This is a genomic window from Pyxidicoccus sp. M6, assembly GCF_055568925.1.
In genome coordinates this window covers 9,590,739-9,605,890 of the sequence record NZ_CM145714.1, presented here as the reverse complement: position 1 = coordinate 9,605,890, position 15,152 = coordinate 9,590,739, and the positions used below count along the sequence as shown (strand labels likewise).

The following is a 15,152-nucleotide window of genomic DNA, read 5'->3' as shown; positions in this document are numbered from 1 at the left end:
TGTCCATCTTTGGCCCCGGAGGTGATTGCATGAAGGTGTTGCTGCGTGGAGTACACCTGGATTTGACGGATGCCCTCAGGGCGTATGTGGATGAGCACCTGGTGAGCCACATCGAGCGGTTCGCCGACGACGAGGCGGCGGAAATCGACATCTCGCTCGTGGACACCAACGGCCCCAAGGGCGGCGTGGACAAGGAGTGCCGCGTGACGGTGCGGCTGCCCGGCCTGTCCGCGGTGCACGTGACGGAGTCGGCGGACTCGCTGTTCCCGGCCATCGACGCATCGCGTGACAGGTTGGAGAACGCGCTGAAGCGCACGCTGGAGAGGCGGCGCGAGATGAAGACGAACGGCCTGCCTCAGGACACGGCGGCCGACGTGCCCACCTACTAGCCGGAGTGAGAGGCGGTACAGGCCCGGTCTCCCAGGTCGTCCACCTGGCGGCCGGGCCTGTCATGTCCATTGCCCGAATCTTGCTGGCCTCGAATGGTGAACGCTATAAGCGGAACCCTTCACCCTTCGGGCTTAAAGGATGGCGATGGTCCGCCTCAAGTTCCTCGTCTTCGCATTGCTGGTCATCGGGCTGGGCATCGCTCACCTGCCGATGCTGTCCGTGCCGATGCGCGAGCGCGCCGTGGCAGGTGCCACGTCCCAGGCCGCCGGTGGCGCCGCCGAGGTCGCGCGCCGCGTGGACGCCCGCCGCGCCGAAGTGCAGTCGCTGGCCCTGAAGCTGGCCGCCACGCCGGACGTCGTCTCCGCGGTGGCCGAGCTGCAGCCGCCCTCCCGCCCCTCCGCGCCGCGCAACCCGAGAGACCGCGGTGGCGATGACGAAGGCCCGTCCGGCCCGCAGCCGCTGACCGCCGAGCGCTTCGCCGCGGTGCGCACCGCCGCGCAGGCCGTGCTGCCCAAGGAGCTGAAGAACGCGGTGGTGGCGCTGGTGGCGCAGGACGCGCAGTTCCACGCCGTGGGCGCGGGTGAGCCGTCCTCGGACACCGCGAAGCTGGACGTGGCGGCGCTGGCGAAGGAGGCCTCGACGGTGACGGAGGCCTTCGGCGCTCCGCACGTGTTCGCGTCCGTGCCGCTGGGGTGGACGGGTGACTCGCGCGGCCGGCCGCTGGCCACGCTGGTGGTGGGCGCGCCGCTGGTGGACGAGGGCACGCTGCAGGCCGCGGTGGACGCGTCCGGTGTCGCGGCGCTCGCGCTGGTGAAGGGCGACACGGTGGTGGGCGCCGCGGGCGCGGAGAAGCCGCTGGCGGAGGGCTCGCTGGCGCAGGTGACCGCGGGCGCGAGCGGCGTGGTGCTGCGCAGCGGCCAGCTCCAGGACTTCGGTCCGGTGAAGCTGCCGGCCTTCACGAATGGCGACTTCATGGGCGGCCAGGCTCCGCTGATGGTGGGCTCGCGCCGCTCGCTCGAGGGCACGCCGTGGGAGGTGCTCGTCGTGGCCGACACGCGCGCGGTGCTGGGCGCGCTGGCGGGCTACCAGCAGAGCGCGCTGATGGGCCTCGCGGGCCTGCTGGCGCTGTCGCTGGTGTGGACGGTGCTGATGGGCTCGGGCCGCTCGGGTGACGAGGTCCAGGGCAACTCCGACACGCTGAGCCTGTCGGCCGCCATGGCCGCCGCGGCGCCGATGCAGCCGCATGCCCAGCCCCAGGCCGCCCCGGACGCGTTCGCGATGCCGCCTCCCGCGCCGACCCCGGCGCCCATGGCCGACCCGTTCGCGCTGCCCGCTCCGCCGCCCGCGGCGGATCCATTCGCCATGGCGGCTCCGGGCGTCGCGCCCCTGAGCGACCCGTTCGCGAGCTCGCCGCCGACCCCTGCGCCCGTGGGTGACCTGTTTGCCTTCTCGCCGCCGAACCAGGCGCCGGTGGGCGACCCGTTCGCGCTGCCTCCTCCGGCTCCCGCGCCCAAGGCGGACCCGTTCGCCTCGGCGGATCCGTTCGGCTCGGCCGACGCGTTCCCGTTCCCCGCGCCGCCGCCGGTTGCGGCCCCCGCGCCCGCGCCGTTCTCCGCGGCCGCGGCGTCCATGCCCTTCGAGCCGGACCCGTCCACGTTGCCCCCGTCGGAGCCGCTGGCCACCGCTTCCCCGCGCCGTGGCGCGTTCGCCTTCGAGGACCAGCCCACGGCGGCGTACTCGCTGCAGCAGGCCGCGGACCCGTTCGCCCTGGCGGCCGCGCAGTCGCCGGAGAACACGGAGACGACGCGCGTGTCGGCGATTCCGCGCGAGCTGCTCCAGGCCAGCGCCCGGCCGGCGACGTCCGAGGCCATTCCCATGCCCGCGCCGCGCCAGCCGGTGTCGCCGCCTCCGGCCGCGATTCCGCTGCCCGGCCTGGGCAACTCCGCGGTGGCGCTCTCCGAGGAGCAGCACTTCCAGGAGGTCTTCCGCGAGTTCGTCACCACCCGCGAGAGGTGCGGTGAGCCCGCCGACGGCCTGACGTACGACAAGTTCGTGCAGAAGCTGCGCAAGAACAAGGAGCAGCTCGTCCAGAAGTACGCGTGCAAGACGGTGCGCTTCCAGGTCTACGTGAAGGAGGGCAAGGCCGCCCTCAAGGCCACGCCCGTCAAGGACTGACGCGAAGCTCCACGCGTCCGCAGTGACGAAGGCCCGTGACCTCCTCGCGAAGTCACGGGCCTTCTTGCGTTCCAGGGCCCGGCTTCCGCGATGGCGGCCGCCCACGAAATCAAAGCCGCGACGAGGCGGCTCCGGCCGCGCTACTCGGCCTCCGCGCGCACCTGCTCCGCGCGGGCCTGGAGGATGGGGCGCACGACGTCGCGGAAGCGCTCCCACGCGCTCGGGTTCATGGGCGCTTCGACCATGCCGAGGATGCCGGTGAGGGGCACGTTCTGCGGCAGCCACGTCGCGCGCGACACGATGAGCACGGGCACCTTGGGAAAGGCCGGGTTGAGCAGCAGCTCGCCGTAGATTCCCCAGCCGCTGATGTCCGGCAGGTCCAAATCCAGCAGCAGCACGTGCGGCGGAGGGCCTGACTTCAGGCTCCCGAGCGCATGCATCGCGTGGTTGGCGATCTGCACGTCCCAGCCCTCGGCTTCGAGGAACGCGCCGAGTTCGCGCGCGAAGAAGACGTTGTCATCGACGATGAGGGCGCGCGGGCGCTGCGACTGCATCGCGGCAGTGTAGCCAGATTGCGCCTGTCACCCACAAGCGGTGTCGGCACATCGTGCGACGGGCAACGCCGACGTCACCGCGAGTGCTGGTGGGCTCGCCATGGCGCCTGGGGTGGACGCCACCCGGCCCGTCCCGCCTACTCCGCGCGCAGCCGCGGAGGGCCGAGGGCCTCCGCGCGAGGCAGCACGACGATGAAGCGCGCGCCCTGGCCGGGCTCTCCGCCGACGTCGAGCTTGCCGCCGTGCTCCTGGAGGATGCGCGCGGCGATGGCGAGCCCCAGGCCGGTGCCGCCCTCCTTGGTGGTGAAGTAGGGCTCGAAGATGCGGGCGCGGTGCTCGGGCGGAATGCCGGGGCCGCTGTCCTCCACCTCGATGATGGCGTCCGCTTCCGTGCCCTTCACGCGCACGCGCAGCGCGCCGCCCTTGTCCTTCATCGCCTCCTCGGCGTTCTTCACGAGGTTGACCAGGACCTGCGTGAGCTGGTCGCGGTCCACCTTCGCCACCACGCCTGTCTGCAGCGACGGGAGGATTTGGATGCCCTCGGGCGGAGTGGAGTAGAGCGACAGCACGCTCTGCACGAGCTCGCCCAGGTCCACGGACGCGAGCTGGGGCTTGGGCATGCGCGCGAAGCGGCTGAACTCGTCGACGATGCGCCGCAGCCGGTCCACCTCCTCGAGCACCACGCCCGCGCTCTCCTTGAACATCTCCGGGAAGCGCGGGTGCTTCGCCTCCTGCGCGGCGAGCAGCGTCTCCAGCGACATGCGGATGGGCGTCAGCGGGTTCTTGATTTCGTGGGCCAGCCGGCGCGCCACCTCCTGCCACGCGGCGATGCGCTCGCTGGCGACGAGCCGCTCGGTGGTGGCCTTGAGCTCGCCCGTCATGCGGTTGAACGTGCGCACCAGCTCGCCCACCTCTCCGCTGGCCTCGACGGCGACCTGGGCGTCGAGGGCGCCTTCAGCGACGCGGCGCGCGCCCTCGGTGAGGGCTTCCACCGGCCGCGTCATCCAGCGCGACACCAGCAGGCCCAGCAGCACCGCGAAGGCGCCGCCCAGTCCAGCCAGCAGGAGGAAGGCGCGCATGACGCCCTGCTCGGCCTCGTTCGCCCCCGCGCGGCTGAAGACGAAGCGCACCGTGGCGGCCTCGCCCAGGGACAGCGTGCGCTCCACGGTGGGGGGCTCGGCCTCGCCGGCGCGGGCCAGCTCCGTGTCGCCGGACATCAGCGACACCTGGGCCTGGGTGAGCCGCGCGAGGTGCTGCGCGAGCCCTTCATCGAGCAGCACGCCGCCCACGGCCCACAGGCGCAGGTCGCCGTAGTCCACGGGCCGCGCGGTGACGAGCGCGGGCAGCGGGCGCAGGCCGGACGGCGTGCGCACCTCCACGCGGACGGGCACGGGCTTGGGGGCCTTCTGGCGGGTGATGGCGAAGAGGGCGGGGTCGGGGTCTCCGCGCCGCGCGGGCAGGTGGCCGGAGGACAGCACCGTGCCGTTGCGGTCGAAGAGGGCGAGCACCGTGAGGCCGCGGCTCCTCATGAGCCCCTCGGCGGTGCCGGCCTTGATTGCGCGGGTGGGGCTCTCGCGCGCCTCGCGGGCGAGGTCCTCCATGGCGGGGCTGTCCACCAGCTCCTCCACGGCGCGGCGCGCGTTGGTGCTGGAGCGCTCGAGCGACTCCTGCGCGGAGGTGATGGCGGCCTCCATGCGCGCGTCCAGCTCGCGCGAGAGGGTGACGCGCAGGCGGGTGAGGGTGGGGGGCACCACCACCGCGAGCGGCACCACCGCCAGCAGCGTGAAGGCGATGGCCAGTCGCGTCCTCAGGCGCATGGCACGCTCCTCACGGACGGCCTCCGGTGGCCGTGCCCTCCTGCGGAGCGAAGTACAGCCCGTCCACCAGCGGCAGGCCCTGCGCGTCGAAGCGCAGCCCGCCCACCTCCGGCGCGAGGCGCACGCCCAGACCCTGAGCGTACAGCGGCACCAGCGGCACGGACGGCGCCAGCGCCAGGGCCCTCTCACGCGCGCGCGCGTCCCGGGCTCCCGCGTCCGCCAGCGCGCCGATGGCCGGCAGCTCCACGCCGAGCAAGTCCCTCCGTCCGCCCGCGTCCAGCACCACCGCCAGCGCGGGGCCCGCCGAGGGAGGCAGCAGCAGCGCGTGCAGCATCAGCTCGAAGTCGCCCTTCGCCCAGCGCGTGCGCAGCGCCGCGCGCGGCGTCGGCTCCAGCGCGACGGTGTAGCCGCGCTCGTGCAGCTTCACCTGGATGCGCTCGGCCACCGCGCGCTGGTCCTCCAGCGACGCGTCGTACACGAGCGTCACCGTGCGCGGCGGGCTCGCGGCGGGAGGCGCGGGGCGGGGACGCGGGCCCTGCGGCATCAGCGCGGGAGGCAGCAGGTGCGGCATCGGCTGCGCGGGCGCGTGGACGAACAGGCGCGTGAGGTCCTCGCGGTCGATGGCGCTCTCCACCGCCTGCCGGAAGTCCGCGGGCAGCTTCCTCGGCGAGAAGGCCAGGAAGGTGGCGTAGTAGGGCGCACCCGCCGTGGTGTCCGTCTCCGTGGCCACGCCCAGCTCCAACTGCACCTGCCGCGACGACCACAGGCGCGCCAGGCCCCGCTCATCCGTGCCGGTGAGCAGCAGCCGGTCCATGTACGGCCTTCCTTGAGGCCACGCGAGCTGCGCCTCCAGCGTGCCCCGTCCCGCCGCGCTGAAGGGCCCCTGCGCGGGCCCCACGGGCGCGGCCAGCGCCGGGTGGCACAGCGCGCGCTCCAGGTCCGGCCAGGGGAAGGCGAGCGTCAGCTCCACCATGGCGCCCTGGGTGCTCACCTGCCGCGCCTCGCCGCGCACCGGGAAGAGCAGGGCCCGGTACGGCGAGGCGGCCTCCGGGCTGGCCAGCCGCATCCACGCGCGGGCCAGCGCGCTCGCCGTGGCCGCGTTGGGCAGCGTCAGGCGCACGGACAGCGGCGTGGGGCGCGACACCTCACGCGCCAGCGAAGGCTGCGCCGTGCCATCCGGCATCACCCGGCACACCGGGCGCGACAAGAGCCCCAGCAGCGTGGCCTCCAGCGGCGTGTCGGCGAGCGCGGGCTCACTGACTTCGGGAGGGCCGTCATGCGCCACGCGCAAATCACCGCCGTAGCGCGGGCGTCCGGCCGCCAGCGCGGGCGCGGAGGAGAGGAGCAACAGACACGCGAGAGCGGAGCGGAGCGTCATGGCGCACCGTGGCGCAGGAGGAAGAGCTCGCCGGTGCCATCCGGCTTCGACAGGCCCACCACCACCTCGCGGCGCTTGTCGCCGTCCAGGTCGGCCGTCACCACGTACAGCGCGCGGCCGGCGGGCAGCGCGCCCTGCCACAGCGGCTCGTGCGCGGTGGGGTCGTCGCCGTTGGAGGCGTAGATGCGCAGCACGTCCGGCGACGGCTGGAGCTGCGGCGAGGTGGTGAGCAACTCCGGCAGCCCGTCACCGTCCACGTCGCCCAGCGCGCTCCCCGCGCCCAGGCCCGTGAGCCGAGCGGGCGCAGAACCCGCGCGCGAGTAGAGGGACGCGGAGCCGTCCGGGTGGACGAAGAGCAACCGCGGCGCGGACAGGCTCGCGGTGGTGAAGGACGCGGGCACCGTCAGCGTGCGCCCGTCGGCCAGCCGCACCTCCGGCGCGAAGGCCGTCTGTCCGGGGACGAAGGTGCCGCGCTCGGCGGGCCCCAGCGGCGCCGCATCCGGTGTGCCCACGGGCTTCAATATGCCGCGCGCCGCATCCAGCGTGAGCACCTCGCCGTGCGCGTGGCGCGTGCTCCACGCGGCCAGCCTCGGCGGCCCCTGCAGCACGGCGAGCGCGCCGAAGGGCTCGCGGGTGGTGGCATTGCCTGGAGGCAGCGCGTCCAACTCGCGCCGCGCCACCAGCCGCCCGTCCGCCGCGAAGACGGACACGTCGTACTCGGTGAGGGCGGCAATCTCGTCCCGGCCGTCGCCGTCCAAATCCCCCGAGGCCAGCGCCGCGAGCGGATGCTCCAGCTTCGCCAGCACCGCGCCCAGCAGGCGCACACCCCGGGTGGCGGCGCCATTCGTCGCGGGCGCGGGCGGGCCTCCCGCCGAGGCCAGCGCCAGCACGGCCGCGTCCGCCTCCACCGACTGCGCCACCGCGCCCGAGGGCGTCGGCGGACGCGTGGCCGTGCGGCCGGACCAGAAGTTCACCCACGTGCCCAGCACGTCGCCGTGCGCGCGCAACTCACCGGCCTCCACGTACAGCGTGAGCCGCACCAGCGTGCGCGCCCCCTGCGCCCGAGCGGCCGCTTCCGCCGCCTCGGCTGTGGGCGCGTCCACCACCACCGGCGCCAGTCCCAGCGCGGCCAGCCGCGCCGCCAATTCGCTGCCCACGGCGCGTCGCAATTCGGCGGTGCTTCCGGACAGATGCAGGGCCACCGGCGGCTCCGGAGGCAGCGCGCGCACCTCGTCCGCCAGCGACTTCGCGAGGCGGTCGACGGCGGAGGCCTGCTCTGGAGTGGATGCAGCGGCGGCGGACCGCGAAACAGCGCCGGCCGCGAGCGCGGCCAGCACCGGGGCGAGGAGCAACGCTCGGCTTCGGCTCACAAACCCTTCCTGTTACCTTCTTCGAGGAAGAACTGGTCGGTGGACACCTGGCCGGGCGGAGGCGCCTCGGCGGTGGGCTGCGTGCCCTCCAGGAACGGCTCCAGCCGGCCCGGGACGGAGTTGCCCGCGAGCAGTCCGCTGGCGGGGTCGATGCGCACCTGCACCACGCCGGGCGGCACCTCGAACTCGCGCGCGGGTAGGCCCTCGTGGGCCACGCGCATGAACTTGAGCCAGATGGGCAGCGCGGCGCGGCCACCCGTCTCGCTGCCACCCAGCGGCGAGTTGTCGTCGAAGCCCACCCACGCGCTGGCCACCCAGTCCGCCGTGTAGCCGGAGAACCACGTGTCCTTGGACTCCTGCGTGGTGCCCGTCTTGCCGGCGGCGGGGCGGTTGAGCTCCGTCACCGCCCGGGCCGTGCCCTCCTCCACCACGCTGCGCATCAGCGACGTGGCCAGGTACGCGACGGCCGGAGGCAGCGTCTCCTCGAAGGCGGGCTGGTGCTCCTCCAGCACCTTGCCGCTCCCATCGCGCACGCGCAGCAGCAGGAGCGGCTCCGCGTAGCGGCCGTTGGCCTGGAGCGTCGCGTACGCGTTGACGGCCTCCAGCATCGTCACCTCGCCGGTGCCCAGCGCCAGCGTGAGGTTCTCCGGCAGCGCCGAGTGGATGCCCGCGCGGCGCGCGAAGTCGATGGCCGTGGCCGGCGTGAGCGCCTCGATGAGCCGCACCGACACCGTGTTCTTCGACTTGGTGAGCGCCGCGCGCAGCGTCATCGGCCCCTCGAACTGGCGGTCGTAGTTCTGCGGCTTCCACGTCCTGCCCGTGTACGGGTCGCGAATCGCCTCGGGCGCGTCATTCACCTTGGACAGCGGCGTGAAGCGCCCGCTGCCCATGGCCGCCGCGTACAGGAAGGGCTTGAAGGACGAGCCCGGCTGCCGCTTCGCCTGCGTCGCGCGGTTGAACGACGAGCGCTCCGCGTCGTAGCCGCCCACCAGCGCCACGACATTGCGGTTCTCCGGGTTGATGACCACGAGGCCGCCCTGCACGATGGGCACCTGGTCCAGCGCGGCCTCCACGAAGGCCGGCGCGGGCGGCGCCTTCAGCACGCGCACGTAGACGAGCTGCCCCTTGGCGAACACGTCGGCGATGCCCTTCGGCGCGGCCTTGCCCTTCTGCCGTGCCCACGTCGCGGTGGAGAAGGGCACCTCGGCCGTGCGGCCCACCAGGTCCACCTTCGCCACGTTGCGCTTCTCGTCCACCTCGGTGACGTAGCCGGTGACGCGCAGACCCTCCTCCAGCGGCTTGAGGCGCACGTTGCGCGCCAGCAACTCCTCCTCGGAGCGCGCGGCCTCCTCCTCGGGCGTCAAATCCGGGAGCTGCTCCTCGGCGCCGTCCTCCTCCAGCTCCGCCGTGCTGCCGACGGCCGCCTGCGGCGCCTTGGGCTCCTCCTTCTCCGCCTTGGCCAGCGGCGACAGGTCCGCCACGTAGCCCTGGTCCTTCTGCCGGCGCCCGGCCTCCTCGATTCGTGTGGCCACCAGCGCGCGGAAGCGCTCCCACTGCGCGTCCGTCAGCGTGCCCCTAGGGCCACGGTAGCCCTGGCGCCGGTCCACCGCCTCCAGGCCCTCGCGCACCGCCTGCTCGGCGGTGGCCTGGAGCTTCGGCACCATGGCGATGTCCACGCGCAGGCCACCCTCCATGACGGCCTTCTCGCCATAGCGCTCCACGAGGGTGCGGCGAATCTCCTCCGAGTAGTACAGGCCCACCGGCTTCTCCTGACGGGGCGCCAGGACGATGGGCTTGTCCAGCTCCGCGTCCGCCACCGCCTTCGGCACGAAGCCGTGCTGCGCCATCTGCCCCAGCACGTAGCGCTGGCGCGACTTGGCGCGCGTCATGTTCGTCACCGGGTTGATGCGGTGGGGCAACTGCACCGTGCCCGCGAGCACCGCCGCCTCGCCCACGCCCAAATCCTTCGCGTGCTTGCCGAAGTAGAAGAGCGCGGCCTCCTCCAGGCCGTAGCGGCGCTGCCCGTAGTAGGACTGGTTGATGTAGAGCGCGAGAATCTGGTCCTTCGTCAGCGCCTCCTCCACGCGCGGCGTCAGAATCCACTCGCGCGCCTTGCGCGCGAAGCTGCGCTCCGGCGTGAGCAGGAGGTTCTTCACCACCTGCTGCGTAATCGTGGACGCGCCGGACTTGCGGCTGCCGGGGATGAGGTTCTTGATGGCCGCGCGGGCGATGCCGAACGGGTCGATGCCCTCGTGCTTGTAGAAGTCCGCGTCCTCGGCGGCGAGGAAGGCGTTGCGCACGTGCGGAGGCAAATCCTCCACGCGCACCAGCGTGCGGCGCTCGTGCGCGAACTCCGCGCAGAGGCTGCCGTCGCCGCACGTCACCTTCGTCACCTGCGGCGGCTGGTAGTTGCGCAGCGTCTCCACCGACGGCAGGTCCTGGCTGTAATAGACGTACCCGCCCACGATGGCGCCCAGGCCGAGCAGCAGGCACACCACGCCGAGGACGAGCAGCCGCTTCGTCCAGCGCCAGAGCCGGGCCCCGAAGCCTGGACGCTCGGGCGCCGGAGGCGTCGCGGAAGGGGGCGTGGAGGTTGCGGGCGGAGTGGGATTCTCGGGAGCCGGAGTCATGGCGCTTTCGGAAGGGGCCTGCACGTTAGACCGCGCGGAGGGGAACGGGAACCGCCCGGAAGGCCCTGTCGAGGCCGGCCCCCGGGCGAGGGAGCGCTACGGAACAGACGGCGCGGGCACCTCCTCGGGCCGGGGCGCCAGGGCCTCAGGGCTCCCGGGCAGTGCGACGTCCACGCGGGCCAGCCGGTTGACGCGGTCCGCGTTGACGCGCGCCTGCACGTAGCGCGGCGACAGCCGGGTGGCGTTGGCGTACGCGGCGCGCGCCTCCTCCATGCGCCCGAGCCGCTCGTAGGCCACCCCGAGGTTGTTGTGCACGTAGGCCACGTGGGGCAGCAGGGCGGCGGCCTGGGCGAGCACGTCCGCCGCCCTGCCGTTCTCCCCCGCGCGCAGGTAGGCGAAGCCCAGGTTGTTCAGCGCGTAGCCGTGCTCCGGCTCCAGGTGGACGGCCTGCTGGAAGCGGAGGATGGCGGCGGACAACTGCCCCGCGCCCAGGTGGGCCCGGCCGAGCACCTGGTACACCTCCGCGTCCTCGGGGCTGCGCAGCACGGCCTCCTCGCCCACCTGCACGGCCTCCGCGTAGCGGCCCAGCGTCACCAGCAGTCGCGCCTGCTGCACCAGCGCCCCGGAGTCCTCGGGCAGCAGCCGGCCGAGCCGCTCGTAGGCCCGCACCGCCACCTCCGTCTGTCCGGTGAGGCGGGCGAGCCGCGCGGCCTGTGCCAGCGCGTCCGTGTCGGTCGGGTCGTCATGCAGGGCGCGGCGGCACTCCGTGAGGGCACCCGAGAGGTCTCCCAACTCACGCAGCGTGCGCGCCCGCGCGAGGTGGTCCACGCGGCGCCCGTGCGTGTGGGGCAGCGAGAGCGCGTCCTCCGCCGGCTCACGGGCCGCGACGGGCTCCACCCGGGCCGTCGCGGAGGCCTCATCCCCCGTCACGCCCTCGGAGGACGCCGTGGCGGACGGCGCCGGGGAAGGCGTGGCACCCGGGCCCTCGTGCTGCGGCCGGGCCTGCTGGACGACGGCGAGCCACGGGCGCCAGGCCGGCGGAAGGGGTACGTCATCCCACGCGGCGACTCCGAGCGCGGCGAGGCAGGCGGGCAGCAGCGCCTTCTTCAACGCGGCGGGCAGGGTGAAGCGGGAGGGGGCTGCGGCCTTGCGGGTACGCGTGGGGCTCATGGCGACGACACCTCGACTTGGGAGCACCGTGCGACGGGCTCCCACCCCGGGGCATTGCGATGGCCGTGCCAGTGCCCTTGCCTGGGAGGCTCGGAGAGGGTGTGTCCCGCCGGCCACACGGACGGGGAAAAGCGTGGCGGGGGCGCGGGTGTCATGCGACGGTCCGCGCGATGAAGATCGCCACCTGGAACGTGAACTCGGTGCGGGCCCGTCAGGAGCGCCTGCTCGAGTGGCTGAAGACCCGGCAGCCGGACATCCTCTGCCTTCAGGAGCTCAAGTGCACCGAGGCGGACTTCCCCATGGAGGCCGTGCGCGCGCTCGGCTACCACGCCGCCGTCCACGGGCAGAAGACGTACAACGGCGTCGCCATCCTCGCGAAGGAGGAGCCGCGCGACGTGGTGAAGGGCCTGTCGGACGGCGTGGATGACACGCACGCGCGCCTCATCGCCGCGACGGTGGGCGGCATCCGCGTGGTGAGCGCCTATGCGCCCAACGGGCAGTCCGTCGACTCGGAGCAGTACCACTACAAGCTCCAGTGGTACGAGCGGCTGCGCCGCTACCTGGACACGCGCCACCAGCCCGGCGAGCCCCTGATTCTGGGCGGCGACTGGAACGTGGCCCCCGCCGACATCGACACGTACGACCCGAAGGAGTGGGAGGGACAGACGCTCTTCACGCAGAAGGAGAAGGACGCCCTGCAGCGCGTGTGCGACTTCGGCCTGAAGGACGCCTTCCGCCAGCTCCACCCGGACGTGCAGAAGTTCTCCTGGTGGGACTACCGCATGCTGGCCTTCCCCAAGAACCGCGGCCTGCGCATCGACCACCTCTACGTGACGGAGTCGCTCCTTCCGCGCCTCGCGGTGGTGGACGTGGACCGCGAGGAGCGCAAGGGGAAGCAGCCCTCCGACCACGCCCCGGTGTGGCTGGAGCTGCGTGGATGACCTCCGGCACGCGGCCCTGTTCAAGCCCCGAGGGGGGCTCGTCCGGGTTGCGTCTGGTTGACGCTCGGGCGCTCCGCGAGCAGACGGAGCGCACGACTCTTCCGTAAGGTTCCCCCGGACAGCCGCCCGCACGTCGGACCGCGACGCGAGGAGGCGCCAAGGGGTGGAACTCACCATGGATTCGAGCGGACCGGACACCTCACTGGAGCCGACGTCCGCCTCCTTCGCGGCCATGCTGGACGGGGTGGGCCACGGCGTCGTGGCGGTGGACCGCCAGTGGCGCCTCTCCTTCGTCAACGCGTGGATGGAGCGCGTCCTCGGCCGCTCGCGCCAGCAGCTCCTGGGACGCGACCTGTGGGTGGAATTCCCCAGCCTGCGGACCAGCTCCTTCGGCGCCGCCTACCAGCGCGCCATGCGCGAGGGCGTCGAGGTCGTCCACGAGGACTTCGTCCCCATCTCGGACGCCTGGTTCGAGGCCCGGGCCTCGCCCTGCTCCACGGGGCTCATCCTCTTCATCCGCGACGTGACGGAGCGCCACCTCGCCGCGCAGGACCTGAGGGACCGGGAGAACCGCCTGCGCGAGAGCGAGTTGCGCTTCCACAACATGGCGGACAGCGCGCCGGTCATGCTGTGGATGACGGACACGACGGGGGCCTGCACCTACCACAACCGCCAGTGGCGCGAGTTCACCGGCCAGTTGGAGGCGGAGGCCTACGGCTTCGGGTGGATGGCCACCCTGCACCCCGAGGACCGCGAGCGGGTCAGCGAGGCCTTCCTCTCGGCGCATGAGCGCCAGGAGTCCTTCCGCGTGGAGTATCGGGTCCGCACGCGTGATGGCGGGTACCGCTGGGCCATCGGTGCCGCGAGCCCCCGGCTCGACAGCCACGGCAAGTTCCTCGGCTACATCGGCACCGTCGTCGACATCCACGAGCGCAAGCGCGTCGAGGAGCGCGTGGCCTTCGTGTCCGAGGCGAGCCGCGTCCTCTCCGAGTCGCTCGACTTCGAGGCCACGCTGTCGCGCGCCGCGGAGCTCGCCGTGCCCACCCTGAGCGACTGGTGCATGCTCGACCTCCTCCAGGAGGGCGGCGGCATCAAACGGGTGAAGGTGGTCTGCGCGGACCCCGAGCAGGAGCCGCTGACCCGGGAGACGCACGGCTTCCCGCCCGTCGTCTCGGGCCAGTCCGGACACGCTCCCAGTCAGGCACTGCGTGAGGGGCGGGCCATCCTCGTCGAGGACGCGGATGACATCTTCAAGCAGCAGGCGGCGTACAGCCCGGAGCACCTGGAGCACATGCGCGCCATCGGCTTCCGGTCGCTGATGTCCGTCCCGCTGATTGCGCGGGGCCGCACGCTGGGCGTCCTCACCTTCCTCACCATCGGCTCCGGCCGGCGCTTCACCCTGTCGGATTTGGAGACGGCCGAGGACCTGGCCCGCCGCGCCGCCCTCGCGGTGGACAACGGCCGGCTCTACCGCGAGGCGCAGCAGGCGGTGCGCGTGCGCGAGGAGTTCCTCCAGGTGGCGAGCCACGAATTGAAGACGCCCCTGACGCCGCTGTCCCTCAAGCTGCAGATGCTGGCGCGCTCGGCGGAGTCGCTGCCCCGCGAGCGCTTCCCCCGGCTGTCGGGCGATTTGGACATGATGCGGCAGCAGGTGCAGCGCCTGTCGTCGCTGATGGACGAGCTGCTGGACATCTCGCGCATCAACTCCGGGCGCTTCTCGCTGACGCTGGAGGTGGTGGACCTCTGCGCGCTGGTGCGCGACTCGGTGGCCCGCTTCGAGCCCGAGGTGCTGCGCCTGGGCGGCCGGCTGGTGGTGGACGTGCCGGAGCCGCTGGTGGGCGTGTGGGATCGGCAACGGCTGGAGCAGGTGATGACCAACCTCCTGTCCAACGCGCTCAAGTACGGCGGAGGCAAGCCCGTCCACGCGCGCGTGTGGGGCGAGGGCAGCACGGCCTGCATCGAGGTGAAGGACGAGGGCATCGGCATCGCCCCGGATGCGCTGGCGCGCATCTTCGAGAAGTTCGAGCGCGCGGTGAGCGAGCGGCACTACGGCGGCCTCGGGCTGGGGCTCTACATCACCCGGCAGATTGTCGAGGCCCTGGGGGGCACCATCCGCGTGAAGAGCGAGCCGCGGCGGGGCTCCGCCTTCACCGTGCGGCTGCCGCTGACGCCGCCCACAGCGAAGCCGTGAAGCAGCGGGCCCCGGTGACGCATCCCCGGGGCCCGCGGGCAGTCACTACGGCAGCATCGACTTGTCGAGCCGCAGCGGTGTCCGGCTGCGCGTCAGTTGCTCGGCGCCGAGCCACGCCACCGTCACCTCGTTCACGTCCTGGAGCTTCTTCACGTCGCTCTCCGGGACGATGACGACGAGCCGGTCCTGGGCCGGGGCCCAGGTGTCTCCGAGCCGCGCGCCGTTGACGTAGATTTCCGGCGACGCGCCGCGCTCGAGGTTGCCGAGCGGCTCGGCCGTCCGCACCTCGATGGCCAGGGGCTCGCCGCCGCTGGCGAGCAGGCGCTCGCCCGCCATGCGCGACAGCTCGGCGTCACCGCGCACGCGCTTCACCTCCACCGAGCGCAGCTCCACCGGCCGGGGGGCCGCCGGGCCGCCCGCGGCCTGGAGCGAGGCCGGGGTGGCCGCGGGCGGAGTCTTGGAGGACGTGTCCGCCATGGAACGGGGCTCCTCCGCGCAGCCGGTGAGCGCGGCGCAGGTGCAGGCGAGGATGAACA

The 15,152-nt window shown here is 73.0% G+C and carries 11 protein-coding genes; 4 read left to right on the top strand and 7 right to left on the bottom strand.

The genetic code is table 11. The features are described from left to right. The first annotated feature begins 29 nt into the window (after positions 1 to 29). A complete protein-coding gene (gene hpf / locus ACVTJA_RS37690) occupies positions 30 to 389 on the top strand; it encodes a ribosome hibernation-promoting factor, HPF/YfiA family (protein ID WP_465827448.1) in 360 nt (119 codons plus the stop codon). A gap of 145 nt (positions 390 to 534) precedes the next feature. Beyond that, complete coding sequence (locus ACVTJA_RS37685) at positions 535 to 2,565, top strand: MXAN_5187 family protein (RefSeq protein ID WP_465827445.1); 2,031 nt, start codon at positions 535 to 537, stop codon at positions 2,563 to 2,565. Between the two features lie 140 nt (positions 2,566 to 2,705). Here ACVTJA_RS37685 and ACVTJA_RS37680 read toward each other — a convergent pair whose 3' ends face one another. The 6 genes from ACVTJA_RS37680 to ACVTJA_RS37655 form a co-directional block, all read right to left on the bottom strand. Next, positions 2,706 to 3,119 (bottom strand): response regulator, encoded by a 414-nt coding sequence (locus tag ACVTJA_RS37680; RefSeq protein WP_465827444.1) that lies wholly within the window; start codon positions 3,117 to 3,119, stop codon positions 2,706 to 2,708. A gap of 137 nt (positions 3,120 to 3,256) precedes the next feature. Then, on the bottom strand, positions 3,257 to 4,936 hold the full coding sequence (locus tag ACVTJA_RS37675; protein ID WP_465827443.1) for an ATP-binding protein: 1,680 nt from the start codon (positions 4,934 to 4,936) through the stop codon (positions 3,257 to 3,259). Between the two features lie 10 nt (positions 4,937 to 4,946). Then, positions 4,947 to 6,314, bottom strand: coding sequence for a peptide ABC transporter substrate-binding protein (locus tag ACVTJA_RS37670; protein WP_465827440.1), 1,368 nt, complete (start codon positions 6,312 to 6,314; stop codon positions 4,947 to 4,949). Continuing rightward, complete coding sequence (locus ACVTJA_RS37665) at positions 6,311 to 7,684, bottom strand: FG-GAP repeat domain-containing protein (protein WP_465827437.1); 1,374 nt, start codon at positions 7,682 to 7,684, stop codon at positions 6,311 to 6,313. Before ACVTJA_RS37665 ends, ACVTJA_RS37670 begins: the two co-directional genes overlap by 4 nt. Next, entirely contained in the window at positions 7,681 to 10,314 is a 2,634-nt protein-coding gene (locus ACVTJA_RS37660) for a penicillin-binding protein 1A (RefSeq protein ID WP_465827434.1), read from the bottom strand. The genes ACVTJA_RS37665 and ACVTJA_RS37660 overlap by 4 nt, the downstream gene beginning before the upstream one ends. A 96-nt stretch (positions 10,315 to 10,410) precedes the next feature. After that, entirely contained in the window at positions 10,411 to 11,484 is a 1,074-nt protein-coding gene (locus ACVTJA_RS37655) for a tetratricopeptide repeat protein (RefSeq protein ID WP_465827433.1), read from the bottom strand. Between the two features lie 170 nt (positions 11,485 to 11,654). Here ACVTJA_RS37655 and xth point away from each other — a divergent pair, with 170 nt between their 5' ends. Next, a complete protein-coding gene (gene xth, locus ACVTJA_RS37650; protein WP_465827432.1) occupies positions 11,655 to 12,425 on the top strand; it encodes an exodeoxyribonuclease III in 771 nt (256 codons plus the stop codon). 175 nt (positions 12,426 to 12,600) lie between these two features. Further along, positions 12,601 to 14,616, top strand: coding sequence for a PAS domain-containing sensor histidine kinase (locus ACVTJA_RS37645; protein WP_465827431.1), 2,016 nt, complete (start codon positions 12,601 to 12,603; stop codon positions 14,614 to 14,616). Between the two features lie 45 nt (positions 14,617 to 14,661). Here the strand turns inward: ACVTJA_RS37645 and ACVTJA_RS37640 are convergent, their stop codons facing one another. Continuing rightward, positions 14,662 to 15,093, bottom strand: coding sequence for a hypothetical protein (locus ACVTJA_RS37640; RefSeq protein ID WP_465827430.1), 432 nt, complete (start codon positions 15,091 to 15,093; stop codon positions 14,662 to 14,664). Positions 15,094 to 15,152: the final 59 nt, after the last annotated feature.